Below are 26,563 nucleotides of genomic sequence, written 5' to 3'. Positions count from 1 at the left end.
AGTGCGTGCGATAGACATTGTGTCCATCCGCCCTCAGAGGGCGGCAAACAGTTTTCGGGAAGACTTCAGGAGAAGGGAGTCGGGGACGGTGCAGCGAAAGAGGTACTCACCCGGCCGCGCCCCCGGCACCCTGCTCGGTCTCGGTGCCGGGCTCGCCGTCGCGCTCGGTGCCCTGACGGGCTGCTCGGCGGCGGACTCCCCGGAGGGGGTCACGATCGACGCGAAGGCGGGTGCCGCCGCGGCGCCCGTCGCGCCCCCCGGCCGCTACCGCACGCTCTTCGAGCCCTGCGGTGCCGTCCCGCAGACCACCCTCCGCGACCTGCTCCCCGGCACGGCCTCGCTGGCCGACGCCGACCGCGCCAAGGCGTTCCGGGGCACGGCGGCCGTCACGTACGACACCGACCGGCGCGTGGGCTGCGCCTGGAGCGCGGACACCGACGACGGGTCGCACCGGCTGGTGCTCGACGTGGAGCGGGTCGTCTCGTACGACCCCACGGTGAGCGACGCCGCGCGCGCCCAGGAGGTGTACGTCCGCAAGCAGCTCGCGGCCAAGATCCCCGTGCCGGCGACGCCCACGCCCACCCCCACGCCCCCCGCGGGCACCACCGCCCCCACCGGCACCGTGTCCCCCGCCTCGGCCACCACCGCGCCGACGGGCACCCCGTCCGGGAACCCCTCGGACGGCGGGACCACCGCTCCCGCGACCACCCCCGCCACCCCCTCCGCCCCGGCCACGACCGGTCTGGAGCCGCGCCTGCTGAGCGGCCTCGGCGACATCGCGTTCGTCGACGACACCCTCGGACCGGCCAGCGCGAACGGCCACCAGCGGGTCGTGAGCGTGGTGTTCCGCACATCGAACGTGATCGTGACCGTCGAGTACCAGCAGCGGACGACGGGTTCCGTGGCGGCCCCGGACAGCAAGGAACTGCAGGACAGGGCCCAGAACCTGGCCCGGCTGCTGGCCGACCGGCTGGAGGAGTAGCCCGCCGTCCCGCGCCCCGCACGACCCCCCGGGCGGCGGGGGGACCACGTAACGTGTCGGCGTACCCAGGGCCGCCGTCCGGCGCCGCCGTACGACAAGCGACTGAAGGAACCATGCAGCGATCAGCTCCGCGACTCACCCGCATCCTCGCCTGCGCCGCCCTCCCGGTGATGCTCGTCGTCGCCGGCTGCTCCTCGGACTCGGGCAGCGACGGCGGCAGTGGCGGCGGGGCCGGGGACGCCGCTGCGAAGGGCACGGCGACCGCGACCGCGTCGGCGACCCCTTCGCCGACGCCGACCGTCGAGCCCGCGAAGTTCGCGGAGCTCCCGCAGGCGTGCAAGGCGCTCACGGCGAAGACGACGTCCTCGCTGGTGCCGAAGGCGAAGAACGCGAAGGGGACGGCCGCGGCCTCCTCCGACCTGTCGCACCGCGCCGGCTGCTCGTGGAACGGCCTGGAGGACAAGGGCGTCAAGGGCTCGCAGTACCGCTGGCTGGACGTGTCGTTCTACCGCTACGACTCCGAGGTCTCGCTGGGCAGCGGCCAGGAGCGGGCGCAGGAGAACCTCGCCAAGGAACTCGGCAAGGTCCAGGCCACCACGGGCGCGAAGAAGCTGGCCACGACCTCGGCGACGGGCATCGGCGACGAGGCGAAGACCGTCACGTACACGGTGAGGAAGACCGACGAGGACTTCGTGTACGCGTCGATCGTGGCGCGCACGGGCAACGTGCTGGTGCTGCTGTCGTACAACGGCGCCGGGTACGCGGGCGCGCCGACGCCGGATGCGAAGAAGATCGTCGAGGGCGCGACGAAGGCGGCGAAGGAAGCGGTCGCCGCCGTGGCCGCGGCCAACAAGTAGCCGCACCCGTCCGCCGGGCGGACGGGGACACGGATCACCCACAAATCAACACAGACAGGCACGCGCGAACGGAGCCCGGCCCTCCCCAGGGGGCCGGGCTTCGTTCATGTGTGCCACTCTGGGGCCGCGAGACGTCGAATCACGGGAGGGGATCGCGGGTGGCCGCGATGGAGCTGACACGCACACACCGCATACTCATCGGCCTCGTCATCGGCGGCGCGGTGATCATCGCGGGGATCGGTTTCGCGGGTTCGTACGCGGCCGTGCGCGAGCTTGCCGTGCACAAGGGCTTCGGTACGTTCTCGTACTTCTTCCCGATCGGCATCGACGCGGGCATCTGTGTGCTGCTCGCCCTGGACCTGCTGCTGACGTGGCTGCGGATCCCGTTCCCGCTGCTGCGGCAGACGGCGTGGATCCTGACGGCGGCGACGATCGCGTTCAACGGCGCGGCGGCCTGGCCGGACCCGCTGGGCGTGGGCATGCACGCGGTCATCCCCGTGCTGTTCGTGGTGTCGGTCGAGGCGGCGCGGCACGCGGTGGGCCGGATCGCGGACATCACCGCGGACAAGCACATGGAGGGGGTGCGGCTGACCCGCTGGCTGCTGTCGCCGGTGCCGACGTTCCGGCTGTGGCGGCGGATGAAGCTGTGGGAGCTGCGCTCGTACGACCAGGTGATCAAGCTGGAGCAGGAGCGGCTGATCTACCAGGCCAGGCTCCAGGCCCGGTTCGGGCGCGGCTGGCGGCGCAAGGCGCCGGTGGAGGCGCTGATGCCGCTGCGTCTCGCCCGGTACGGCGTCCCGCTCGCGGAGACGGCCCCGGCGGGCCTCGCGGCGGCGGGCGTCGAGCCCGCCCTGCTGCCCCCGAACCCGAACGCGGCCCTGCAACCGGCCCCGGCTCCGGCCCCGGTCGTGGTCCAGGCGCCGACGGCGGTCCAGGAGCTCGCCCCGGCCCCGGTCCCGGCCCAGCAGCAGCCGCAGCCGCAGGGCCGGCAGCCGGTGGCGCAGCCCGTCCCGGTGCCCCAGCAGGCCCAGCCTTCCCCCCAGCCTCAGCCGAACCACGAGAGTCCCTGGTTCGACGCCCAGCAGGTCACCCCGGAGGGGTACGGCGGCACGTACACCGCGCAGCCCACGGAACCGGGGGACCTCCCGGAAGGCGCCCAGGAAGCCGTCGGGGAAGCCGCTCCGGAAGGCTTCCAGGAGGGCGCCCCGGCGAACCTCGCGGAGGCCATCCCCGGCGACGCCCACCCGGTGGAGGGCGAGCAGGCGGGTCCCGAGCTGTTCGGGGTGCTCCAGCAGCCCGACCCGAGCCAGGAACCCGATCCGCAGATGGAGGAGTTCCGGGAGATCGCCTACAAGGTGATGTACGCCTTCGTGCAGGAGAACGACCGCTTCCCCACGCCGTTCGAGCTGGACCAGATGGTGGCGGACGTGTACGGCTTCCAGCACCTCCCGGCGCCCCAGGCCGACCTGCTCGAACTGGTGACGCCGGAGGTCCAGGAGCGCGTCCAGCAGGACCTGGTGGAGTACGACCCCTCCTGACCGGCCCTCCGGGGTCCTGCCCGGAGCCGCCCTCCGGTGTCCTCCTCCTGAGCCCCTCCCGTCCCTCCTGACCCGCCCCGTCCACGCCGAAGGGCCGCCCCCGATCCCGGGGGCGGCCCTTCGGCGTGCGTCAGCTCACGCGCCGAGCAGCTTGCGGACCCGGTCCGCGCCCACGGCGAGGAGCAGGGTGGGCAGGCGCGGGCCCGTCTCGCGGCTCACGAGGAGCTTGTAGAGCAGGGCGAAGAAGGAGCGCTGGGCGACCTTCAGCTCGGGCGTCGGCTTGGCCTCGGGGGTGAGACCGGCCATGACCTTCGGGACGCCGTAGACGAGCGTCGTGAGGCCGTCGAGCGACCAGTGGCTGTCGAGGCCCTCCAGGAGCAGCCGGAGCGACTCGCGGCCCTCGTCGTCGAGGGAGCCGAGGGTCTCGGCGTCGGGCTCCTCGCGGACGATGGTGCGCTGGTCGGCCGGGACCTGGGTGGTGATCCAGTTCTCGGCGCGGTCGAGGCGCGGCCGGACCTCGTCGAGCGAGGCGACCGGGTGCTCCGGGTCCAGGTCGGTGAGGATCCGGAGGGTCTGCTCGTCGTGGCCGGCCGTGATGTCGACGACCGAGGCCAGCGTGCGGTACGGGAGCGGGCGCGGGGTGCGCGGGAGCTCGCCGGCCGCGGTGCGGGCCGCACGCGCGTGGGCGGCGGCGTCGGCGGGCAGGACGGTGCCGTCGGCGACCTTGGCCTCCAGCTTGTCCCACTCGTCGTAGAGCCGCTGGATCTCCTGGTCGAAGGCGATCTTGAAGGACTGGTTGGGCCTGCGGCGGGCGTAGAGCCAGCGGAGCAGCTGCGGCTCCATGATCTCCAGCGCGTCGGCGGCGGTGGGGACGCCTCCCTTGGAGGAGGACATCTTGGCCATGCCGCTGATGCCGACGAAGGCGTACATGGGGCCGATGGGCTGCACGCCGTCGAAGATGCCGACGATCTGGCCGCCGACCTGGAAGGAGGAGCCGGGCGAGGAGTGGTCGACGCCGGAGGGCTCGAAGATGACGCCCTCGTAGGCCCAGCGCATGGGCCAGTCGACCTTCCACACCAGCTTGCCGCGGTTGAACTCGCTGAGCTTCACGGTCTCGGCGAAGCCGCAGGAGGAGCAGGTGTAGCTGAGCTCGGTGGTGTCGTCGTCGTAGGAGGTGACGACGGTGAGGTCCTTCTCGCACTGCCCGCAGTAGGGCTTGTACGGGAAGTAGCCGGCGTCGCCGCCGGAGCCGTCGTCCTCGCCGGCCGCGCCGGAGCCCTCGGCGGCCTCCAGCTCGGCCTCGTCGACCGGCTTCTGGGACTGCTTCTTGGGGGCCTTCTTCGTCCGGTACTGGTCGAGGATGGCGTCGATGTCGCCGCGGCGGCGCATGGCGTGCAGGATCTGCTCACGGTAGACGCCGGAGGTGTACTGCTCGGTCTGGCTGATCGGCTCGTACTCGACGCCGAGCTCGTCCAGGGCGTCGATCATGGCGGCCTTGAAGTGCTCGGCCCAGTTGGCGTGGGGCGAGCCGGCGGGGGCCGGGACCGAGGTCAGCGGCTTGCCGATGTGCTCGGCCCAGCTCGCGTCGATGCCCTCGATGCCGTTCGGCACCTTGCGGTAGCGGTCGTAGTCGTCCCACGAGATGAGGTGCCGGACGGCGTACCCGCGGCGGCGGATCTCGTCGGCGACCAGGTGCGGGGTCATGACCTCGCGGAGGTTGCCGAGGTGGATCGGGCCGGAGGGGGAGAGGCCGGAGGCGACGACGACCGGTTTGCCAGGCGCACGTCGCTCCGACTCGGTGATGACCTCGTCCGCGAAACGGGAGACCCAGTCGGTCTCGGTGCTGCTCTGAGCCACGGTCGGTACGTCCTTCTTTCCGGATTCTTACGGGAATGCCTCGAAGCCTTGCGCCTTCCATTCTCCCAGACGGAACGACGCACTCCGAGGTTGTCCACAGGCGGGGTCGTCCACGGGCGGGAAACCCCGGTCGTCCACAGGCGGGGAAAACACGTTGCCCGCCCATGGGACACTTGACAAGCGATATAGACCACCGGGACACCCGGACACGACACAACAGGAACGGAAGCTCATGGCCTCGGTCCCTTCCCTCGCTTCGACCGTGCAGCAGCGCCTCGCGGAAGGCCTCTCGGCAGCCCTGCCGGAGGCCGGTTCCGCCGACCCGCTGCTGCGACGAAGCGACCGGGCCGACTTCCAGGCCAACGGCATCCTGGCGCTGGCCAAGCGGTTCAAGGGCAACCCGCGCGAGCTGGCCACGAAGGTCGTCGAGTCCATCCCGGCGAACGACGTGCTGAAGGAGATCGAGGTCTCCGGCCCCGGCTTCCTCAACATCACCGTGTCGGACGCGGCCATCGTGGAGACGCTGGCGGCCCGCGCCGCCGACGCGCGCCTCGGCGTGCCGCTGAACGAGGCGGCGGGCACGACGGTCATCGACTACGCCCAGCCGAACGTGGCGAAGGAGATGCACGTCGGCCACCTGCGGTCCGCGGTGATCGGCGCGGCGATGGTGGAGATCCTGGAGTTCACGGGCGAGACCGTGGTCCGCAGGCACCACATCGGCGACTGGGGCACCCAGTTCGGCATGCTCATCCAGTACCTGATCGAGCACCCGCACGAGCTGGACCACGAGGGGGACGGCGCGGAGGTCTCCGGCGAGGAGGCCATGTCGAACCTGAACCGGCTGTACAAGGCGTCCCGCGCGCTCTTCGACTCGGACGAGGGGTTCAAGACCCGGGCACGCGCCCGCGTGGTCGACCTCCAGGCCGGCGACGAGGAGACCCTCGCCCTGTGGCAGCGGTTCGTCGACGAGTCGAAGATCTACTTCTACTCGGTCTTCGACAAGCTGGACATGGACATCCGCGACCCCGACGTCGTCGGCGAGTCCGGTTACAACGACATGCTCCAGGAGACGTGCCGCCTCCTGGAGGAGTCCGGCGTGGCGGTCCGCTCCGAGGGCGCGCTCTGCGTGTTCTTCGACGACGTGAAGGGCCCGGACGGCAACCCGGTCCCGCTGATCGTCCAGAAGTCCGACGGCGGCTTCGGCTACGCGGCGACGGACCTGTCCGCGATCCGCGACCGGGTGCAGAACCTGAAGGCGACCTCGCTGCTGTACGTGGTGGACGCCCGCCAGTCGCTGCACTTCAAGATGGTCTTCGAGACGGCCCGCCGGGCCGGCTGGCTGAACGACGAGGTGAAGGCCGTCCAGCTGGCCTTCGGCACGGTCCTCGGCAAGGACGGCAAGCCCTTCAAGACCCGTGAGGGCGAGACGGTCCGGCTGGTGGACCTGCTGGACGAGGCGATCGACCGGGCCTCGGCCGTGGTCCGCGAGAAGGCCCGCGACCTGACCGAGGCCGAGATCGCCGAGCGGGGCGCCCAGGTCGGCATCGGCGCGGTGAAGTACGCGGACCTGTCGACGTCGGCCGCCCGCGACTACAAGTTCGACCTGGACCAGATGGTCTCGCTCAACGGCGACACCTCGGTGTACCTCCAGTACGCGTACGCGCGCATCAAGTCGATCTTCGGCAAGGCCGGCGACCGCACCGCGCTCGCCCACCCGGAGCTGGAGCTGGCCCCGGCGGAGCGCGCGCTCGGTCTGCACCTGGACCAGTTCGGCGAGACGGTGGCCGAGGCCGCCGCCGAGTACGCCCCGCACAAGCTGGCCGCGTACCTGTACCAGCTGGCGTCGCTGTACACGACGTTCTACGACCAGTGCCCGGTGATCAAGCCCGAGCCGCCGAAGGAGGTCGCGGAGAACCGCCTCTTCCTGTGCGACCTGACGGCCCGCACCCTCCACCAGGGCATGGCCCTGCTGGGCATCCGGACGCCCGAGCGCCTCTGACGCCGCCGGGGGCGGGTGGATCGCCGCCGGGCGACCCGCTCGCCCCTGCGGCTCCGCGGCCCGCGGCCTACCGGTTGATCGGGTAGGACGTCCGCCCGGACACCTCGTCGATCTCCGTGTGGGCCTTCTGGAGGAGCTGCGAGGCCAGGTCCATCAGGGCGCGGGCCCCGGCGATCTCCTCGCCGACCCGGAGCTGCTCGGGGTCGGAGGGGTGGCGCTGGGCGGTGCCGTGGGCCCGGAACTCGGTGCCGTCCGAGAGCCGGACCATGGCCGCGGCCCGCGTCCGGTCCCCCTCCTCCTTGAACTCCATGTCGACGTGCCATCCGACGAGCGTGTTCATCATGAGGACCACCTCCGGGAGGTACCTGTCGGGTACCTCTCCAGGGTGCGCCGTCCGATGGCCCCCCACCACCCGCCCCAGGAAGCCCCCACCCCGGCGCATCACTCACCTCGGGGGCGCCCGCCCCTGAGGAAGCGGTCTAGCGGCGGCCCGCCGCCAGCATCCGCGCGGCCTCGGTGGCCCAGTAGGTGAGGATCATGCGGCCGCCCGCGCGGCGGATGCCGGTGAGGGTCTCCAGGATCGCCTTCTCGCGGTCGATCCAGCCCTTCTCGGCGGCGGCCTCGACCATCGCGTACTCGCCGCTGATCTGGTACGCGGCGACGGGCACGTCCACGGCCTCGGCGACCTTCGCGAGGACGTCCAGGTACGGTCCGGCGGGCTTCACCATCACCATGTCCGCGCCCTCCTCCAGGTCCAGCGCCAGCTCGCGCAGGGACTCGCGGAGGTTGGCGGGGTCCTGCTGGTAGGTCTTGCGGTCGCCCTTGAGGGAGGAGCCGACGGCCTCGCGGAAGGGGCCGTAGAAGGCGGAGGAGTACTTCGCGGTGTACGCGAGGACCGACACGTCCTCCTTGCCGATGGTGTCCAGGGCGTCGCGGATCACGCCGACCTGGCCGTCCATCATCCCGGACGGCCCGACGACGTGGACGCCCGCGTCGGCCTGGACCTGCGCCATCTCGGCGTACCGCTCCAGGGTGGCGTCGTTGTCGACCCGCCCGTCCTCGTCGAGGACGCCGCAGTGGCCGTGGTCGGTGTACTCGTCGAGGCAGAGGTCCGACATGATCACGAGCTCGTCGCCGACCTCGGCCCGCACGTCGCGGATCGCGACCTGGAGGATGCCCTCCGGGTCGGTCCCGGCGGTGCCCAGGCCGTCCTTCTTCTCGTCCTCCGGCACGCCGAAGAGCATGATCCCGGAGACCCCGGCCTCCAGCGCCTCCACCGCGGCGCGCCGCAGCGTGTCCCGCGTGTGCTGGACGACGCCGGGCATGGCCCCGATCGGCACGGGCTCGCTCACGCCCTCGCGCACGAAGGCGGGCAGGATCAGGTCGGCCGGGTCCAGCCGGGTCTCGGCGACCATCCGCCGCATGGCGGGCGTCGTCCGCAGCCGCCGCGGCCGCGCCCCCGGAAAGCTTCCATACGAGTTCATCCCCCGAGGCTACGCCCGCCCCGGGCCCCCACTTACCGACACCCTGTTGCCGTCCCGCGCGGGGTGCGCGGGACGGCAACAGAGGTCGTACGGGGTCAGGTCGTGCGGCGTCGCCGTGCGCCGGGGCGCCGCTCGCTGGGCCGCGTCACGGGGTCGCCGGCCTCCAGCGCCGCCTCCCGCCGCCGGATGCCGAACTCGGCGAGCGCCTCCGCCAGCTTGTGGACGGACGGCTCGGGCGAGAGGACGTCGACCCGCAGGCCGTGCTCCTCCGCCGTCTTGGCCGTGGCCGGGCCGATGCAGGCGATGACGGTCACGTTGTGCGGCTTGCCGGCGATGCCGACCAGGTTCCGCACGGTCGACGAGGAGGTGAAGAGCACGGCGTCGAAGCCGCCGCCCTTGATCGCCTCGCGGGTGTCGGCCGGCGGGGGCGAGGCGCGCACGGTGCGGTACGCCGTGACGTCGTCGACCTCCCAGCCCAGCTCGATCAGCCCGGCGACCAGCGTCTCGGTCGCGATGTCGGCGCGCGGCAGGAAGACGCGGTCGATCGGGTCGAAGACCGGGTCGTAGGGCGGCCAGTCCTCCAGGAGGCCCGCCGCGGACTGCTCGCCGCTCGGCACGAGGTCCGGCTTCACGCCGAAGTCGATCAGCGCGGCGGCCGTCTGCTCGCCCACCGCGGCGACCTTGATCCCGGCGAAGGCGCGGGCGTCGAGCCCGTACTCCTCGAACTTCTCGCGCACGGCCTTGACCGCGTTCACCGAGGTGAAGGCGATCCACTCGTACCGTCCGGTCACGAGTCCCTTGACGGCCCGCTCCATCTGCTGCGGGGTCCGGGGCGGCTCGACCGCGATGGTCGGCACCTCGTGGGGCACGGCGCCGTACGAGCGCAGCTGGTCGGAGAGCGACGCGGCCTGCTCCTTGGTGCGCGGCACGAGCACCCGCCAGCCGAAGAGCGGCTTGGACTCGAACCACGAGAGCTGGTCGCGCAGCGCCGCGGCGCCGCGCTCGCCGACCACGGCTATCACCGGCCGGTGGCCCTCGGGGGAGGGGAGCACCTTGCCCTGCTTGAAGACCTGGGCGATCGTCCCCAGCGTCGCGTTCCACGTCCGCTGGCGCGTGGTGGTGCCGGCGATGGTGACGGTGAGCGGGGTGTCGGGCTTGCGGCCCGCGGCCACCAGCTCGCCGGCGGCCGCGGCGACCGCGTCGAGGGAGGTGGAGACGACGACGGTGCCGTCGGAGGCGCCGACCTCGCTCCAGCAGCGGTCGTCGGCGGTGCGGGCGTCGACGAAGCGGACGTCGGTGCCCTGCTCGTCGCGGAGCGGCACACCGGCGTACGCGGGGACGCCGACCGCGTTCGCGACGCCGGGCACGACCTCGAAGGGGATGCCCTCGGCGGCGCAGGCGCGCATCTCGGCGCCCGCGTTGCCGTCGAGGCCGGGGTCGCCGGTGACCGCACGGACCACCCGCCTGCCGCCGCGCGCGGCCTCCATGACAAGATTAGCCGCATCCCTCAACACGGGGACGCCGGCGGCTGTTGACGCCTCGTCAACAACCGCCAGCTCAGGCGTGCTCACGCCCGCGCGCGCATGGCCGCGGACGACGTCGAGGACCTCCGGCTCGGCGATCAGGACGTCCGCTCCCGCCAGGGCCTCGACGGCCCGCAGCGTCAGGAGTCCGGGGTCGCCCGGGCCTGCCCCGAGGAAGGTGACGTGGCCGTGGCCCGCGAAGACGGGGGACACGGGACTGGTGGTCGGACTGGTGGGGTTCAAAGTGCTCGCTCCCCCATAAGACCGGCCGCACCCTTGGCGAGCATCTCGTCCGCGAGTTCGCGTCCGAGCTCCATCGCCGCGCGGTTCGTCGCGGGCACGGGACCGGTGGTGGACAGCTGCACCAGCGTGGATCCGTCGGTGGTGCCGACGACAGCCCGCAGGCGCATTTCGGTGATGGCCGGCTTCCCGTCGTCCAGGAGATCGGCGAGCGCACCCACGGGTGCGGAACAGCCGGCCTCCAGGGCGGCGAGCAGGGACCGCTCGGCGGTCACGGCGGCCCGGGTCAGCGGGTCGTCGAGTTCGCGGAGTTCGGCGACGAGGTCGGCGGAGGCCGCCGCGCACTCGACCGCCAGGGCCCCCTGGCCGGGGGCGGGCAGGACGGAGTCGACCGGGAGGGGGTCGTGGGACAGGGAGCCGAGGAGTTCCTCGGTCCCGCCGATGCGGTTGAGGCCGGCCGCGGCGAGGACCACCGCGTCGAGCTCGCCGCTGCGGACGTAGCCGACGCGGGTGTCGACGTTGCCCCGGATCGGGACGCAGGTGAACTCCAGGCCGTGGCTGCGCGCGTACGCGTGGAGCTGGGCCATGCGGCGGGGCGAGCCCGTGCCGACGCGGGCGCCCTTGGGCAGCCGGTCGAGGGTCACGCCCTCCCCCGCGATCAGGACGTCGCGCGGGTCCTCGCGCTCCGGGATCGCGGCCAGCACCAGGTCGGGGTGCTGGGCGGTCGGCAGGTCCTTCAGGGAGTGAACGGCGAAGTCGACCTCGCCGGCGAGCAGCGCGTCGCGGAGGGCGGCGACGAAGACGCCGGTGCCGCCGATCTGCGCGAGGTGCTCACGGGAGGTGTCCCCGTACGTGGTGATCTCCACGAGCTCGACGGGCCGGCCGGTCAGCTGCCGGACCGCGTCGGCCACGTGGCCGGACTGGGCCATGGCGAGCTTGCTGCGCCTGGTCCCGAGCCTCAGTGCCCTCTCGGTCATACTCGCCCTCGGTTCTTGACGTCGGCGTCATTCAGGTCGGCCCGGGAGACGGAGGCCACCGTCTCCGGGTCGAGGTCGAAGAGTGTCCGCAGCGCGTCCGCGTACCCGGCACCGCCGGGCTCGCTGGCGAGCTGCTTGACCCGCACGGTCGGCGCGTGCAGGAGCTTGTCGACGACGCGGCGCACGGTCTGGGTGATCTCGGCGCGCTGCTTGTCGTCGAGGCCGGGGAGGCGGCCTTCCAGGCGGGCGACCTCGCTGGCCACCACGTCGGCGGCCATGGTGCGCAGGGCGACCACGGTCGGGGTGATGTGGGCGGCCCGCTGGGCGGCGCCGAAGGCGGCGACCTCGTCGGAGACGATGGAGCGGACCTGGTCGACGTCGGCGGCCATGGGGGCGTCCGCGGAGGCGTCGGCCAGCGACTCGATGTCGACGAGCCGGGCGCCGGGGATCCGGTGGACGGCGGCGTCGATGTCGCGGGGCATGGCGAGGTCGAGCAGGTACAGGGGTTCGTCGCGGCCCTCGGCGGCGGCCGCGACGGCGTCGCCGGTGAGGACGAGGCCGGTGGCGCCGGTGCAGGAGACGACGACGTCCGCGCGGCGCAGTTCGTCGCCGACGGCAACCATCTCGGCCGCGCGCGCGGTGACGCCCGTGCCGCCGGGCTCGGCGAGGATCTCGGCGAGCCGCTCGGCGCGGGCGAGGGTCCGGTTGGCGACGACGATCTCGGCGACCCCGGCGCGGGCGAGGGTCGCGGCGGCCAGCGAGGACATGGAGCCGGCGCCGATGACGAGGGCGCGCTTGCCCCGCGCCCAGGTCTCGACGGCGGTGTCCTGGGCGAGCTGCTCCAGACCGAAGGTGACGAGCGACTGCCCGGCCCGGTCGATGCCGGTCTCGCTGTGGGCGCGCTTGCCGACCCGCAGGGCCTGCTGGAAGAGGTCGTTGAGGAGCCGTCCCGCGGTGTGCAGCTCCTGGCCGAGGGCGAGGGCGTCCTTGATCTGGCCGAGGACCTGGCCCTCGCCGACGACCATGGAGTCCAGGCCGCAGGCCACCGAGAAGAGGTGGTGGACGGCCCGGTCCTCGTAGTGCACGTAGAGGTAGGGGGTGAGCTCGTCCAGGCCGACGCCGCTGTGCTGGGCGAGGAGCGTGGAGAGCTCGGCGACGCCCGCGTGGAACTTGTCCACGTCGGCGTAGAGCTCGATGCGGTTGCAGGTGGCGAGGACGGTGGCCTCGGCGGCCGGTTCGGCGGCGAGGCTGTCCTGGAGGAGCTTGGCCTGGGTGTCCGCCGGCAGCGAGGCCCGCTCCAGGATGGAGACGGGGGCGCTGCGGTGGCTCAGCCCGACGACGAGGAGGCTCATGCCGGCATCACGGCGGGGACGTCCCCGTCGGGTCCCTTGCGGCCGCCCTCGGCGGTGGTGCGGGTGGCGACCGGCGGCGCCACGGGCGCGGCGGCCTGCGGCGGGGCGGGCTGCTCGTCGCCCGGCTCCTCGCCGGCCTTGCGCTGCTCGTGGAAGGCGAGGATCTGGAGCTCGATGGACAGGTCCACCTTGCGCACGTCGACGCCGTCCGGCACGGAGAGCACGGTCGGGGCGAAGTTGAGGATGGAGGTCACGCCGGCGGCGACGAGCCGGTCGCAGACGGCCTGGGCGACGCCGGCCGGGGTCGCGATGACGCCGATGGAGACGCCGTCCTCGGCGATGATCTTCTCCAGGTCGTCGCTGTGCTGGACGGGGATCCCGGCGACCGGCTTGCCGGTCATGGCGGGGTCGGCGTCGATGAGCGCGGCGACGCGGAAGCCGCGGGAGGCGAAGCCGCCGTAACCGGCGAGCGCGGCACCGAGGTTGCCGATGCCGACGATCACGACGGGCCAGTCCTGGGTGAGACCGAGCTCACGGGAGATCTGGTAGACGAGGTACTCGACGTCGTAGCCGACACCGCGGGTGCCGTACGAGCCGAGGTAGCTGAAGTCCTTGCGCAGCTTCGCGGAGTTGACCCCGGCCGCGGCCGCGAGCTCCTCCGAGGAGACCGTGGGTACGGAGCGCTCCGACAGCGCGGTCAGGGCGCGCAGATACAGCGGAAGGCGGGCGACGGTGGCCTCGGGAATTCCTCGGCTACGGGTCGCCGGTCGGTGAGTTCGGCCAGTTGCCACGGTGCTCCTGCGGGATGAGCGGGGCTGCAGGCGGCCACACGTCCCAGGACCGCCCCGTCGAATGCAGGCTATGTCTTTGTGAACGCGTGCACAAAGATGGTGTCCGTTTTGTCCGGCCAAAGTGACCGGGGTCACGCGGCTGGTTCTCGTCGATACGGAACCGCCGAGCCGTGCGACGCGTTGAGATCCCGAAGGGGGCAAAGCCGCACACACTCCTCACGACGTGGCCCCCGAATGCCAACAAAACGTCCACGATGGTAACCGGCTTTCGGTCACGCACCCAGTTCGCGCCGCAGCCGATCGGCGTCCACCCGCCAGAAGGTGTGCTGCTCCCCGTCGACCAGGACGACGGGAATCTGCTCCCAGTACTCCTTGTACAGCGCCTCGTCCTGGAGGATGTCCCGCTCCTCCCAGCGCGCCCCGGTCTCGGCGCACACCGCCTCGACCACCGCCCGGGCGTCGTCGCAGAGGTGGCACCCCGGCTTCCCGATCAGCGTCACGGTCCGCGCGGCCGGATCCTTCGCCGCGTCCTTCTTCTTCGCACGTCCGAACATGCCGCCATTGTCCCGCCCGGTCACGGCGGGGACCCGCACTGTTCACACGACGGCACCCCCACAAGTCGGGAAGTACCGAACAGACTGGCTATGCTCCAGACATGGCCGCTCTGGGATGGCTCACCCCCCGTAGGCGCTCCGCCACCGCGCGCAGCGTCCTGGCAGGCGAGGCCGCCGCCGAGGCGGCCCGCAAGACCTCGCTCCAGCTGGAACAGGAGAGAGAGGAGGCCGCCGCCCTGGAGGCGGCACGCGCCTCCGAAGCCGAGCCCGAGGAGCCCGAGTTCCCCGTCGTCGGGGACGTGCGGGCCGCCGCCTTCTTCGACCTCGACAACACCGTGATGCAGGGCGCCGCGATCTTCCACTTCGGCCGCGGCCTGTACAAGCGGAAGTTCTTCCAGCGCCGCGAACTCGCCCGCTTCGCCTGGGCCCAGATCTGGTTCCGGCTGGCCGGCGTCGAGGACCCGGCCCACATGCAGGAGGCCCGCGACAGCGCGCTCTCCATCGTCAAGGGCCACCGCGTCTCCGAACTGATGTCGATCGGCGAGGAGATCTACGACGAGTACATGGCCGACCGGATCTGGCCGGGCACCCGCGCCCTGGCCCAGGCCCACCTCGACGCCGGCCAGAAGGTCTGGCTGGTCACGGCCGCCCCGGTCGAGACGGCCACGATCATCGCCCGCCGCCTCGGCCTCACCGGCGCCCTCGGCACCGTCGCCGAGTCCGTCGACGGCGTCTACACCGGCCGGCTGGTCGGCGAGCTGCTGCACGGCCCCGCCAAGGCCGAGGCCGTCCGGGCGCTGGCCGCCGCCGAGGGCCTGGACCTCGCCCGCTGCGCCGCCTACAGCGACTCCCACAACGACATCCCGATGCTCTCGCTCGTCGGCCACCCGTACGCGATCAACCCGGACACCAAGCTGCGCCGGCACGCCCGGGACCGCGACTGGCGGCTGCGCGACTACCGGACCGGCCGCAAGGCCGCCAAGATCGGCATCCCGGCCGCCGCCGGCCTCGGCGCCGTCGCCGGCGGCACCGCCGCCGCGGTCGCCCTGCACCGCCGCCGGCGCTGACGCCCCCGCCGGCCCCGCACCGCGGACCCCCGCACCACCGACACGCACGATCTCGCGGGCACCGCCGGTACGCACGGTCCGCCGGTCCTCCCGTACGCACGGTCACCGCCGACACGCCCGAGCGCGCGCCGCTTTCGCCTCCCGTACTCGAACCGCCCCGCGTTTCCCGCGCGCCACGCCCGTGGCGATACGTTTCGGCTGCGATCATCTGCGACAACCACGGACCAAAGGGACTCACCCGTCCGTGGTCGAACAGCCCCGCACAGCTCGACTCCCAGGCATTTCACCGCCCTTACCCACGAGCGGCCCCGATCACTCCCCCTTACCGCACATGAGCACAACGCAACGCCGACGCAGTCACACTCGGAAGTCATTCGATCAATAACCGGTCACCAACTGCGACTTGATCTGTCGACAAGCAGTAACAGAACCGACGTAATCGATGATTTGAGCAACTGGGTGTAGTGCTGCCTGTACGAAGCGTTATTCTCCTCAGACGCACAGCGGAACCCTCCCGTCGCCACGACGAGTGAACGGCTCCGCACTGCACGTGATGGAAGCTCTGCCTCTGGGAGTCCCGTGTACCCACACGTCGGGGTTGACGCCTCGGGCCTGGCTACGCTGCGCGCAACGGTCCTCGACCACTTGCGTGGCTTCGTCCCCACCGCGTACGCCGGCCCTGCCCTCGCCTTCGCCACACCGGCACTCGCCGGTCCTTGCTATGCCCTGGCCGACGGCGGTGCCGCCGTCGGCAGACGGGGCGCGCGCGGCGGCGCGGGAGCCCCGACCACCGCCCGGCGCCCCACCGCCGACAGCGACAGCGCCCGCATGATGGACCTGGTCGAACGCGCCCAGGCCGGGGAGGCCGACGCCTTCGGCAGGCTGTACGACCAGTACAGCGACACCGTCTACCGCTACATCTACTACCGCGTCGGCGGGAAGGCGACGGCGGAGGACCTCACCAGCGAGACCTTCCTGCGCGCCCTGCGCCGGATCTCCACCTTCACCTGGCAGGGACGCGACTTCGGCGCCTGGCTCGTCACCATCGCCAGGAACCTGGTCGCCGACCACTTCAAGTCCAGCCGCTTCCGCCTCGAAGTCACCACCGGTGAGATGCTCGACGCCAACGAGGTCGAGCGCAGCCCGGAGGACTCCGTCCTCGAGTCCCTCTCCAACGCCGCGCTCCTCGACGCCGTCCGCCGGCTCAATCCCCAGCAGCAGGAGTGCGTGACCCTCCGCTTCCTCCAGGGCCTCTCGGTCGCCGAGACCGCGCGGGTCATGGGGAAGAACGAGGGCGCCATCAAGACCCTCCAGTACCGGGCCGTCCGCACCCTGGCCCGGCTCCTCCCGGAAGACGCCCGCTAGCCCACGCGGGCCGCCGACCGCCGCCGTCCCCACCTCTTCCACATCCCCGCCCCGCCCCCTCACCCCACCCCCTCCCCCGTGGTCACGTGTCCCCCTCACCCACACCCCTCCCCCCACGCCACCACTGCCCGTCCCACATCACAGTCGGTGACGCCTCGATGACCCACTGGTCCGATCATCTTTCGCGCGTAACCCAAGTGCCGCGCCGCTCGTTGTGCGAAATGCAGGCTCCCTGTGGTCACGCCCTGCCCGCAGACACTCACTCTTTCGTGTGGATGTGCTCAAGGTGCGCAACCTTCCGGACCCCCTGGGGAGTCGACCGTCATGACGAGAGGAGGTGCCGCCAGTGATCGCGAACGTGCACCGGCGGGCGAACGCCTTCGCCCAGGCCCTGGAGGACCGGACGTCCGAGGGCGCGGCAGCCGAACGGCCCGACGCCCCCGCCGACACCGGCGACCAGGGACGACTGTTGACCTTGGCGAGCGACCTCGGCGCACTGCCGAAGCCGGAGCTCGACCCCGAGGTCAAGGTGGTGCAGCGAGCCCAGCTCGTCGCCGCCATGGAGGCGATGTTCGCCCAGGGGACGGCCGCCGCAGGCCCCACCGTCCCGGAGCAGCGGACCACACGGGGAGCCCACCGGGCCTCACCCCTGCGGAAGCTCCGCCCACGCTCCCGCTGGACCAAGGGCCTCGCCGCGGGCGGCCTCACCGTCGGAGTGGCCGCCGGAGCCTTCGGCGGCGTGGCCGCCGCCAGCTCCGACGCCCTCCCCGGTGATTCGCTCTACGGACTCAAACGAGGCATGGAGGACCTCAAGCTCGGCATGGCCGACGACGACGCCGACCGCGGGGGCATCTACCTCGACCAGGCGTCCACCCGGCTCAGCGAGGCCCGCCGCCTCATGGAGCGCACCCGCTCCGGCGACCTCGACCACGAGTCCCTCGCCGAGATCCGCCGCGCCCTCGGCGGCATGAAGCACGACGCCGAGGAAGGCCACCGGCTGCTCCGCCAGGCCTACGACCAGAACGGCGAGATCGCCCCCATGGCCCGGCTGAACTCGTTCTCCCAGGCCCACCGCGACGCCTGGAACGGCCTGCGCGACCGCCTCCCCGTCCAGCTCGCCGACGTCGGCGAAGAGGTCACCGGCGTCTTCGACGCCATAGACCAGGAGGTCGAGCCGCTCCAGTCGATGCTGCCCCGCACCCCCGAGAGGAGTGCGGTCGACACCGGCGGCTCCAGCAGCAGCCCCGCCGCCCCGCAGCGCCCGCAGGGCACGGACCCGCAGCACCCCCCGGCCACCCAGGAAGCCCCCACCCAGGGCGACCCCTCGGCCACCGCCCCCCGCCCCACCGGCAGCGCCCACTCCGCCGGCCCGGGCCCCGACAGCGGTACCGGCACCGGAGCCACCCCGAGCCCGGGCGCCGAGACCGGTACCACCGCCCCCGAGGAAGACGGCCTCCTCGGCGGCAACACCGGCGGCCTCCTGCCGTCCCCCACGGGCACCACCCCGCCCGCACCCGAGGACGGACAGGTGACCCCCACGCCCCCGGACGTCACCATCCCGCCACTCCTGCCGGGCCTCCTTCCGGGCCTCGGCATCGACAGCGAGGACGCTCGCTGACAAGCAGAAGGGGCGCCCCCACGGACGGGGGGCGCCCCTTCTGCCATGCCCGGAGACGGCCGCTCCCGGGGCGATCCGGGGATCCTCAGAAGAAGACCGACCGCCGCTGCACCAGCAGCTTGTACAGCGTGTGCTGGATCTGCTCCCGGACCTGGTCCGTCAGGTTGAACATCAGCATCGGGTCCTCCGCCGCCTCCGCCGGATAGGAGTCCGTGGGGATCGGCTCGCCGAACTGGATCGTCCACTTCGTCGGCAGCGGCAGCGCCCCCAGCGGACCCAGCCACGGGAAGGTCGGCGTGATCGGCACGTACGGCAGCCCGAGCAGCCGCGCCAGCGTCTTCGCGTTGCCGATCATCGGGTAGATCTCCTCGGCGCCCACGATCGAGCAGGGCACGATCGGCACCCCCGCCCGCAGCGCCGTCGAGACGAAGCCGCCCCGCCCGAACCGCTGGAGCTTGTACCGCTCCGAGAACGGCTTCCCGATCCCCTTGAAGCCCTCCGGCATCACCCCGACGACCTCGCCCGCCCGCAGCAGCCGCTCCGCGTCCTCCGCGCACGCCAGGGTGTGCCCCGCCTTCCGGGCCAGCTCGTTGACCACCGGCAGCACGAAGACCAGGTCCGCCGCGAGCAGCCGCAGGTGCCGGCCCGCCGGATGGTGGTCGTGCACCGCCACCTGCATCATCAGCCCGTCCAGCGGCAGCGTCCCGGAGTGGTTGGCGACGATCAGCGCCCCGCCCTTCTCCGGGATGTTCTCGACGCCCTTCACCTCCACCCGGAAGTACTTCTCGTACACCGGACGCAGCAGCGACATCAGCACCTGGTCGGTCAGCTCGGCGTCGTACCCGAACTCGTCGACCTCGTACTCACCGGTGACCCGCCGCCGCAGGAAGGCCAGCCCGCCCGCGAGCCGCCGCTCCCAGCCCGACCGGCCGCCTGAAGCCTCCCCTGCGGAAGCCTCCGCAGCACCGGACGCCTCAGCACCGGATCCCGGAGCACCCACCCCCGGGGCGGCCGGCTCCGGAGCAGCGGGCTGCCCGGCCTCGCGGGCGCCCGGCAGCGCCCGTACCGCCGCCGTCCCCGTGTCGGGACCGGCCGGGTCCTCGGACCGGGCCGGGCGCCGCCGGGCCCGCGAACGGTCGTCGTCGAAAGGAATCACCTTGGCGTCCGCCATCACTGTCGCCGCTCCTCAGGCACCGTCGTCGGAAGGGGTCACGGGGGCGCCCGGGACGAGCCGGCCGGCCAGCCGGTCCACCGCGCCCGCCAGGACCGCCGGGGGCAGCGGCCCCGGTCCCCGGCTCGCCGCGAAGTCCGCGAACGCCTCCGCCGTCGTGTAGCGCGGCCAGAAGCCCAGGACCTCCCGCAGCTGCGCGGTCGAGACGACCCGGCCGTGCGTGAGGAGCCGGATCTGCTCGGGCGCGAAGTCCGTCAGGCCCACCGTCCGCAGCGCGGAGCCCACCCAGGTGACCGCCGGCAGCAGCACGGGCACCGTCGGCCGCCCGAGCCGCCGGGCGCACTGCGACAGCAGCAGCACCCCGTCGCCCGCCACGTTGAAGGTGCCGCTGTTCAGCGAGGCCCCGGCCGGCTCCTGCGCCACCAGCCCCAGCACGTCGATCACGTCGTCCTCGTGGACGAACTGGAGCCGCGGGTCGTAGCCCAGGACCGTCGGCAGCACCGGCAGCGACAGGTACTCGGTCAGCGGCGACTCCACCCGGGGCCCCAGGATGTTCGCGAAGCGCAGCACGCACACCGCCACGTCCGGCCGGCGCCGGGCGAAGCCCCGCACGTAGCCCTCGACCTCGACGGCGTCCTTCGCGAAGCCGCCGCTCGGCAGCGCCTTCGCCGGCGTCGTCTCGGTGAAGACCGCCGGATCCCGGGGTGCGGAGCCGTAGACGGTCGTACTGGACTTCACCACGAGCCGGCCGACCCGCGGCGACTTCTGGCAGGCCCCCAGCAGCTGCATGGTGCCGATGACGTTGGTCTCCTTGACCGACGTCCGGCCGCCCGCGCCCAGCGCCGTCCCCGTCACGTCGAGGTGCACCACCGTGTCCACCCCGTGCTCCGCGAGCACCTTGGCGATGGCCGGGCGGCGGATGTCCGCCCTGACGAAGTCGGCGGCCCCCAGGGAGTGCGCCGGTTCGACCGCGTCCACGGCCACCACCCGGTCCACCCCCGGATCCCGCTGGATCCGCCGTACGAACCGGCCCCCCAGGTGCCGGGCCGCACCGGTGACGAGCACGACCTTGCCCAAGATCAGCGCCTTCCGTCGGTCTTCCCTGGCGTCTTCCCGTAGCCGCCACCGTAGCGCCTGCGGATTTCGGCGCAATGAAACGTGGCCCCCCACCTGGTGGTGGAGGGCCACGCCTCTCGCGGCTGCCGCGCGGGCGGCTGCCGTTCTCTTACTTCTTGTTGCGACGCTGAACGCGCGTGCGCTTGAGCAGCTTGCGGTGCTTCTTCTTGGCCATCCGCTTGCGCCGCTTCTTGATAACAGAGCCCACGACTACCCTCGCTCACTTCTTCTCACTGGTGCGGGGCGTCTGGGCCCACACGACCTACGAGGGGTCAGCCTACCGCTCCTCGCACCACACGAGTAATCCGAGGGCGGTACGGCTCTCACCGACCGTTCAGCCGCAGGACGGCCGCGCGTCCGCTACGCGGTCCCCACCCCCACGTACGACTCCCTCAGGTACTCGTGAACAGCCTGTTCCGGGACCCGGAAGGACCTGCCCACCCGGATCGCCGGTAGATGACCGCTGTGCACCAAGCGGTACACGGTCATCTTCGAGACGCGCATCACCGCGGCGACTTCCGCCACGGTCAGGAACTTGACCTCGTTGAGAGGCCGATCGCCAGCAGCCATGACCCACCTGTACCTTCCGCCGCGACGCCCACCGGCTTCCCCTCCGGTGACTCTTCGTCGTCGAACGCTCACGAATCAGAGTAGGGGCGGGTGGTGCGAGTGGGGAAGAGGAGCCCCTATCGCCCGTTTACCGTGACAGACACGCTCGATTGAGTACATAGCGCGTGAGGGGACGGTAGTACGCCGAGCGCACCCCGTCATCGATCGGGACGGCCACCGCCACCTGCCCCTCGGCCTCCCCGACGAAGAGCGCGGGATCGTCCGTGTCGGCCAGCCCGATCGCCTCGATACCCAGCTGACCAGCACCGCAGACCCATCCGTGGTCCCCCACGACCAGCGCGGGCAGCGGCCCGCCGGCCTGCGCCGCACTCTCCAGCGCGGCCCTGACCGGCAGCGCCGAATGGGAGTGCGCCCCCGCCTCGCGCCCACCCTCCGGGGGCTCCTCCTGCCGTACGAACGCGACGCCGCGCACGTAGTCGACGCGGTGCGTGCGTAGACCGAACCGGGTCGCCATGTCGACACATCGCCCCTGCGCGGGGGTGAGTACGTCACATCCCACCGCCGACAAGGCGTCTGCGAGAGCGGCGTAGAAACCGAGCAGGCGGTGCGGATGGCCCGTGCCGAAGAGCACCGGGGCCCGTCGCGCCGCCGCCTCCGCGAGCCGTCCCGCGAAGGCGTCGAGCCCCCGCAGGGTCCGCTCCGGGTCGATCACGTCCGGTCCCGACCGGTGCGCCGGGTCCTCCGAGACCCCGCACTTCTCCGCCATCAGCCGCAGCAGCTCCGGCTCGCCCCAGCCTCCGGCCGGCACGAGCCCCAGCGTCACCCGCGGGTCCCGCGCGGCGAAGAGCCGGTAACTCCGCAGGCTCTCCTCCCGCGAGGTAGCCACCGTCCCCGCCAACCCCGCCGCCAACAGATGCGCCCGCAGCGCCCCGGTACTCAACACCCTTCCGATGCTGCCGGATCGATCCTGCCGAAACGTCAAAACCGGCCGGGCGCCGCACAGTTGGCGTAACAAGGGGTACGGATCGGGCGGGCGCGGCTCAGGCGAGGAGGCCGCGCAGCGGGAAGGCCGCCCGCCGGGTCGCGAGGACCGCCTGGTCCAGCCGGTCGGCGGGGTCGTAACCCGCCGACCAGTCGCGGAAGTCCACCGGCCACCGGCCGTCCGTCATCCGCCCCGGGCCCAGCTGCCGGGTCCGCGCGTACACCTCGTCCCGCCACGAGGACGGCACGACCGTCTCGGGCGCCACGGGCGCGTGCGCGGCGATCCCCACGAGGTGGGTCCACGACCGCGGGACGACGTCGACCACCGCGTATCCGCCGCCGCCCAGCGCCACCCACCGGCCGCCGGAGTGCGCGTGCGCCAGCTCGTGGCATGCCTCCTGCACGGCCCGCTGGGCGTCCAGGGACACCGCCAGGTGCGCCAGCGGGTCGTCGAAGTGGGTGTCGGCCCCGTGCTGGGTCACCAGGACCTGGGGCCGGAAGCCGGCGAGCAGTTCGGGGACGACGGCGTGGAAGGCCCGCAGCCAGCCCGCGTCCCCGGTCCCGGCCGGCAGCGCCACGTTGACCGCGCCGCCCTCGCCGGGCCCGCTCGCCCCGGTCTCCTCCGGCCATCCGGTCTGCGGGAAGAGGGTCCGCGGGTGCTCGTGCAGCGAGATCGTCAGGACCCGCGGGTCCTCCCAGAAGGCCGCCTGCACCCCGTCGCCGTGGTGCACGTCGACGTCGACGTACGCGACCCGCTCCGCGCCCAGTTCGAGGAGCCGGGCGATGGCGAGCGAGGCGTCGTTGTAGACGCAGAACCCGGAGGCGGCGCCGGGCATGGCGTGGTGCAGCCCGCCGGCGAAGTTCACGGCGTGCTCCGCCTCGCCCCGCCACACGGCCTCCGCGGCCGCCACCGACTGCCCGGCGATCAGCGCGGACGCCTCGTGCATCCCCTCGAACGCCGGGTCGTCGACCGTCCCGAGCCCGTAGCCCTGGTCGGCGTGGCGCGGGTCGGCCGAGGCGGCCTTCACCGCGGCCACGTAGTCCTCCCGGTGCACGAGCCGCAGCGTGGAGTCCCCGGCGGGCCGGGCGGCGACGACGTCGACCGCCCCGTCGAGCCCGAAGGACCGGACGAGCCCCATGGTCAGCGCGAGCCGCACCGGGTCCATCGGGTGCTGGGGCCCGAAGTCGTACCCCGTGACAGCTTCATCCCACATCAACAGTGCGCGGCCGCTCATGCCCGCCACCGTATCGGGCCTCCCGCGACCCGAACGACGTGGCATACGCCACCGTGACGAGGACGAGCACCATCGGCACCAGCATGGCCCCGCGGTAGCTCCACGCGTCCCCGAGGGCCCCCACGAGCGGCGAGCCGACGAGGAAGCCGACGTAGTTGAAGACGTTGAGCCGCGCGACGGCGGCGTCGCTGTTCCCCGGGAAGAGCCGCCCGGCCGCCGCGAAGGTCTGCGGCACGATCACGCTCAGCCCCAGGCCCAGCACGGTGAAGGCCGCGATGCCCACCCACGCCGACGGCGCCACCGCCACCAGCGCGAACCCGCAGGCGGCGAGCACGGCCCCGGCCCGCACGACCACCGAAGCCCCGAAGTACCGCACCCCCAGGTCACCCACGGCCCGCCCGAGGAGCGTCGTCACCATGTACGCGTTGTACGGGACGGTCGCCGCCTCCTCGGAGCTGCCGAGCACGTCCTGGAGGTACTTCGCCGACCAGTTGGAGACCGTCGAGTCCCCGATGTACGCGAAGGTCATCACCAGGCACAGCGGCAGCAGCAGCCTGAACGCCGGGGACCCTCCCTTCGCCTCCGCGCCCCCGTCCGCGGCCGGCTTCCCGTCCACGTACCACCGGCTGCCGAGGTACGCGGCCGGCGCCAGGACCACGACCACCGGGAGATAGGACCAGAACAGCGACAGGTGCCAGTGCGCCCCCACCCACGCCAGCGAGGCCCCGGCGATCCCGCCGAGGCTGTACGCGGCGTGGAAGCCGAGCATGATGCTCCGGCCGTACGTCCGCTGGAGGCTCACCCCCAGCATGTTCATGGACGCGTCGAGCGCGCCGACGGAGAGCCCGAACGCGCCGAGCGCCACGGCGGCCATCCACAGCGCGTCCCCCGCGCCCACGCCCAGCAGGGCGAGCAGGACGACGGGCTGCGACCACCGCAGCACCCGCGAGGGCGCCACCCGGGCGACGACCTTCTCCGTCGCCACGCTCGCCGCTCCGGCGAGGATCGGCACGGCGGCCAGGAAGAGGGGCAGGAGCCCGTCGGAGATTCCGTACCGGTCCTGGATCCCGGGTATTCGGGTCACGAGCAGGGCGAAGGCCACGCCCTGGACGAAGAAACTGAAGGCCAGGGAACCGCGTCCCCGCCGCAGCCGCGCATCGGTCATGGCGGCTCAGCGTAGGGCCGGAACCTACCGCTGGGTAGATGGATCACAGACCCAAAATCGCCGGGAGTTCCTCCATCCGCGAGAAGAAGCCCCGCGCTCCGGCCAGCCGGTCCTCGGGGGTCATCGCCGTGAAGCCGTGGACGTCCATCCCGGCGGCGAGGGCCGCCTGCACGCCGAGCCGGCTGTCCTCGATCACCACGCACCGTCCGGGTGCCACGCCCATCCGTTCGGCGGCGTGGAGGAAGAGGTCCGGCGCCGGCTTCCCGCGGCCCACGTCCTCGGCGCTGAAGACGAGTTCGTCGGGGAACCAGGCGTCGAGCCCGGTCTTCCGGTGGCCGACCCGGATCCGCTCGTGGCTCCCGGACGAGGCCACGCAGTACGGCACCCCGGCGGCCACCAGCGCCTTGAGCACGTCGGCCGCCCCCGGCACCGGCTCCAGCTCGGCCCGGAAGGCGGCGAAGACCCGCGCGTGGAACACCTCGTCGAAGTCCTCCGGCAGCCGCTGCCCGCTCCGCTCCCCCACGAGGTCGTGCACCCGGTGCATGGCGGCGCCCATGTAGTCGCGGAGGGAGTCCTCGTAGGTGGTGGGGTGTCCGAGTTCGGTGAGATAGCCGGCGAGCAGCCGGTTGGAAAGCGGCTCGCTGTCGACGAGCACGCCGTCGTTGTCGAAGATGACCAGGTCGTAGCGCATACGACCAGACTAGAACGCAAAAATGCCTCAACCCCAGGACTTTTGTCCTGGGGTTGAGGCTAAAAATTGTTCGGCGGCGTCCTACTCTCCCACAGGGTCCCCCCTGCAGTACCATCGGCGCTGAAAGGCTTAGCTTCCGGGTTCGGAATGTAACCGGGCGTTTCCCTAACGCTATGACCACCGAAACACTATGAAGTTGAACTCCAGCCAGATACTTGGCGAGTTCGTTACTTCAGAACAAACACAGTGGACGCGAGCAACTGAGGACAAGCCCTCGGCCTATTAGTACCGGTCAGCTCCACCCATTACTGGGCTTCCACATCCGGCCTATCAACCCAGTCGTCTACTGGGAGCCTTACCCTCTCAAGGAGGTGGGAATACTCATCTCGAAGCAGGCTTCCCGCTTAGATGCTTTCAGCGGTTATCCCTCCCGAACGTAGCCAACCAGCCATGCCCTTGGCAGGACAACTGGCACACCAGAGGTTCGTCCGTCCCGGTCCTCTCGTACTAGGGACAGCCCTTCTCAATATTCCTACGCGCACAGAGGATAGGGACCGAACTGTCTCACGACGTTCTAAACCCAGCTCGCGTACCGCTTTAATGGGCGAACAGCCCAACCCTTGGGACCGACTCCAGCCCCAGGATGCGACGAGCCGACATCGAGGTGCCAAACCATCCCGTCGATATGGACTCTTGGGGAAGATCAGCCTGTTATCCCCGGGGTACCTTTTATCCGTTGAGCGACGGCGCTTCCACAAGCCACCGCCGGATCACTAGTCCCGACTTTCGTCCCTGCTCGACCCGTCGGTCTCACAGTCAAGCTCCCTTGTGCACTTACACTCAACACCTGATTGCCAACCAGGCTGAGGGAACCTTTGGGCGCCTCCGTTACCCTTTGGGAGGCAACCGCCCCAGTTAAACTACCCATCAGACACTGTCCCTGATCCGGATCACGGACCGAGGTTAGACATCCAGCACGACCAGAGTGGTATTTCAACGACGACTCCACAACCACTGGCGTGGCCGCTTCACAGTCTCCCACCTATCCTACACAAGCCGAACCGAACACCAATATCAAACTGTAGTAAAGGTCCCGGGGTCTTTCCGTCCTTCTGCGCGAAACGAGCATCTTTACTCGTAGTGCAATTTCACCGGGCCTATGGTTGAGACAGTCGAGAAGTCGTTACGCCATTCGTGCAGGTCGGAACTTACCCGACAAGGAATTTCGCTACCTTAGGATGGTTATAGTTACCACCGCCGTTTACTGGCGCTTAAGTTCTCAGCTTCGCAACCCCGAAAGGTCACTAACCGGTCCCCTTAACGTTCCAGCACCGGGCAGGCGTCAGTCCGTATACATCGCCTTACGGCTTCGCACGGACCTGTGTTTTTAGTAAACAGTCGCTTCTCGCTGGTCTCTGCGGCCACCCCCA

Annotated in this window: 23 protein-coding genes and 2 rRNA genes (1 of these 25 only partly in view); 7 read left to right on the top strand and 18 right to left on the bottom strand. The window is 71.6% G+C overall.

Features of this window, described 5'->3' with window-relative positions; translation table 11 throughout:
• Positions 1-88: 88 nt before the first annotated feature.
• From IE326_RS14275 to IE326_RS14265, 3 genes are all read left to right on the top strand, one after another.
• Positions 89-982 (top strand): DUF3558 domain-containing protein, encoded by an 894-nt coding sequence (locus IE326_RS14275; RefSeq protein WP_190041677.1) that lies wholly within the window; start codon positions 89-91, stop codon positions 980-982.
• A gap of 113 nt (positions 983-1,095) precedes the next feature.
• Positions 1,096-1,839 (top strand): DUF3558 domain-containing protein, encoded by a 744-nt coding sequence (locus tag IE326_RS14270; protein ID WP_150228954.1) that lies wholly within the window; start codon positions 1,096-1,098, stop codon positions 1,837-1,839.
• Between the two features lie 167 nt (positions 1,840-2,006).
• Positions 2,007-3,377 (top strand): DUF2637 domain-containing protein, encoded by a 1,371-nt coding sequence (locus IE326_RS14265; RefSeq protein WP_373310194.1) that lies wholly within the window; start codon positions 2,007-2,009, stop codon positions 3,375-3,377.
• A gap of 135 nt (positions 3,378-3,512) precedes the next feature.
• Here the strand turns inward: IE326_RS14265 and lysS are convergent, their stop codons facing one another.
• Positions 3,513-5,234 (bottom strand): lysine--tRNA ligase, encoded by a 1,722-nt coding sequence (lysS, locus tag IE326_RS14260; protein ID WP_150228958.1) that lies wholly within the window; start codon positions 5,232-5,234, stop codon positions 3,513-3,515.
• A gap of 232 nt (positions 5,235-5,466) precedes the next feature.
• On the opposite strand from lysS, the gene argS reads away from it, so the two are divergent.
• Complete coding sequence (argS, locus tag IE326_RS14255; protein WP_150228960.1) at positions 5,467-7,233, top strand: arginine--tRNA ligase; 1,767 nt, start codon at positions 5,467-5,469, stop codon at positions 7,231-7,233.
• 67 nt (positions 7,234-7,300) lie between these two features.
• Here argS and IE326_RS14250 read toward each other — a convergent pair whose 3' ends face one another.
• From IE326_RS14250 to IE326_RS14220, 7 genes are all read right to left on the bottom strand, one after another.
• Positions 7,301-7,573, bottom strand: coding sequence for a DUF1876 domain-containing protein (locus tag IE326_RS14250; protein WP_150232808.1), 273 nt, complete (start codon positions 7,571-7,573; stop codon positions 7,301-7,303).
• Between the two features lie 139 nt (positions 7,574-7,712).
• Positions 7,713-8,717 carry a porphobilinogen synthase gene (hemB, locus tag IE326_RS14245; protein WP_190041675.1) on the bottom strand — a complete coding sequence of 335 codons (1,005 nt, stop codon included), beginning with the start codon at positions 8,715-8,717 and terminating at the stop codon, positions 7,713-7,715.
• A 95-nt stretch (positions 8,718-8,812) separates the two neighbouring features.
• Positions 8,813-10,483 carry a bifunctional uroporphyrinogen-III C-methyltransferase/uroporphyrinogen-III synthase gene (locus IE326_RS14240; RefSeq protein WP_190041674.1) on the bottom strand — a complete coding sequence of 557 codons (1,671 nt, stop codon included), beginning with the start codon at positions 10,481-10,483 and terminating at the stop codon, positions 8,813-8,815.
• Positions 10,480-11,457, bottom strand: coding sequence for a hydroxymethylbilane synthase (gene hemC / locus IE326_RS14235; protein WP_150228966.1), 978 nt, complete (start codon positions 11,455-11,457; stop codon positions 10,480-10,482). The genes IE326_RS14240 and hemC overlap by 4 nt, the downstream gene beginning before the upstream one ends.
• Positions 11,454-12,809 carry a glutamyl-tRNA reductase gene (locus IE326_RS14230; RefSeq protein ID WP_190041673.1) on the bottom strand — a complete coding sequence of 452 codons (1,356 nt, stop codon included), beginning with the start codon at positions 12,807-12,809 and terminating at the stop codon, positions 11,454-11,456. Before IE326_RS14230 ends, hemC begins: the two co-directional genes overlap by 4 nt.
• On the bottom strand, positions 12,806-13,600 hold the full coding sequence (locus IE326_RS14225; protein WP_150228971.1) for a redox-sensing transcriptional repressor Rex: 795 nt from the start codon (positions 13,598-13,600) through the stop codon (positions 12,806-12,808). The genes IE326_RS14230 and IE326_RS14225 overlap by 4 nt, the downstream gene beginning before the upstream one ends.
• 272 nt (positions 13,601-13,872) lie before the next feature.
• Positions 13,873-14,154: a glutaredoxin family protein gene (locus tag IE326_RS14220; protein ID WP_150228973.1), complete on the bottom strand. Its 282-nt coding sequence runs from the start codon at positions 14,152-14,154 to the stop codon at positions 13,873-13,875.
• Between the two features lie 101 nt (positions 14,155-14,255).
• Here IE326_RS14220 and IE326_RS14215 point away from each other — a divergent pair, with 101 nt between their 5' ends.
• The 3 genes from IE326_RS14215 (at position 14,256) to IE326_RS14205 (ending at position 18,204) form a co-directional block, all read left to right on the top strand.
• Positions 14,256-15,221, top strand: a complete 966-nt coding sequence (locus IE326_RS14215; RefSeq protein WP_150228975.1) for an HAD family hydrolase — start codon at positions 14,256-14,258, stop codon at positions 15,219-15,221.
• 579 nt (positions 15,222-15,800) lie between these two features.
• Complete coding sequence (locus tag IE326_RS14210) at positions 15,801-16,586, top strand: ECF subfamily RNA polymerase sigma factor, BldN family (RefSeq protein WP_030755383.1); 786 nt, start codon at positions 15,801-15,803, stop codon at positions 16,584-16,586.
• A 346-nt stretch (positions 16,587-16,932) separates the two neighbouring features.
• Positions 16,933-18,204 (top strand): DUF5667 domain-containing protein, encoded by a 1,272-nt coding sequence (locus IE326_RS14205; RefSeq protein WP_190041672.1) that lies wholly within the window; start codon positions 16,933-16,935, stop codon positions 18,202-18,204.
• Between the two features lie 85 nt (positions 18,205-18,289).
• Here IE326_RS14205 and IE326_RS14200 read toward each other — a convergent pair whose 3' ends face one another.
• The 10 genes from IE326_RS14200 to IE326_RS14155 all read right to left on the bottom strand — a co-directional run.
• Positions 18,290-19,375, bottom strand: coding sequence for a lysophospholipid acyltransferase family protein (locus tag IE326_RS14200; protein WP_190041671.1), 1,086 nt, complete (start codon positions 19,373-19,375; stop codon positions 18,290-18,292).
• 15 nt (positions 19,376-19,390) lie between these two features.
• A complete protein-coding gene (locus IE326_RS14195) occupies positions 19,391-20,452 on the bottom strand; it encodes an NAD-dependent epimerase/dehydratase family protein (protein WP_190041670.1) in 1,062 nt (353 codons plus the stop codon).
• A gap of 148 nt (positions 20,453-20,600) precedes the next feature.
• A complete protein-coding gene (locus IE326_RS14190) occupies positions 20,601-20,699 on the bottom strand; it encodes a 30S ribosomal protein bS22 (protein WP_003948845.1) in 99 nt (32 codons plus the stop codon).
• A 152-nt stretch (positions 20,700-20,851) separates the two neighbouring features.
• Positions 20,852-21,061: a helix-turn-helix domain-containing protein gene (locus IE326_RS14185; RefSeq protein WP_150228982.1), complete on the bottom strand. Its 210-nt coding sequence runs from the start codon at positions 21,059-21,061 to the stop codon at positions 20,852-20,854.
• Between the two features lie 127 nt (positions 21,062-21,188).
• A complete protein-coding gene (locus IE326_RS14180) occupies positions 21,189-22,004 on the bottom strand; it encodes a phosphatase (RefSeq protein WP_150228985.1) in 816 nt (271 codons plus the stop codon).
• A 97-nt stretch (positions 22,005-22,101) separates the two neighbouring features.
• Positions 22,102-23,277, bottom strand: coding sequence for an acetoin utilization protein AcuC (locus tag IE326_RS14175; protein ID WP_150228986.1), 1,176 nt, complete (start codon positions 23,275-23,277; stop codon positions 22,102-22,104).
• The gene (locus IE326_RS14170) at positions 23,246-24,442 is read right to left on the bottom strand and encodes an MFS transporter (RefSeq protein WP_150228988.1); all 1,197 of its coding nucleotides are present in this window, start codon (positions 24,440-24,442) and stop codon (positions 23,246-23,248) included. Before IE326_RS14170 ends, IE326_RS14175 begins: the two co-directional genes overlap by 32 nt.
• 43 nt (positions 24,443-24,485) lie before the next feature.
• Positions 24,486-25,133, bottom strand: a complete 648-nt coding sequence (locus IE326_RS14165; protein WP_150228990.1) for an HAD family hydrolase — start codon at positions 25,131-25,133, stop codon at positions 24,486-24,488.
• A gap of 68 nt (positions 25,134-25,201) precedes the next feature.
• A 5S ribosomal RNA gene (rrf, locus tag IE326_RS14160) occupies positions 25,202-25,318 on the bottom strand.
• Between the two features lie 77 nt (positions 25,319-25,395).
• A 23S ribosomal RNA gene (locus IE326_RS14155) occupies positions 25,396-26,563 on the bottom strand; it runs 1,955 nt beyond the window's last position.

Origin of the sequence: Streptomyces filamentosus, from assembly GCF_014654895.1 — a bacterium.
In the GTDB taxonomy this organism is placed as follows: Bacteria; Actinomycetota; Actinomycetes; order Streptomycetales; family Streptomycetaceae; genus Streptomyces; species Streptomyces filamentosus.
This window is presented reverse-complemented; position numbering and strand designations above follow the sequence as displayed.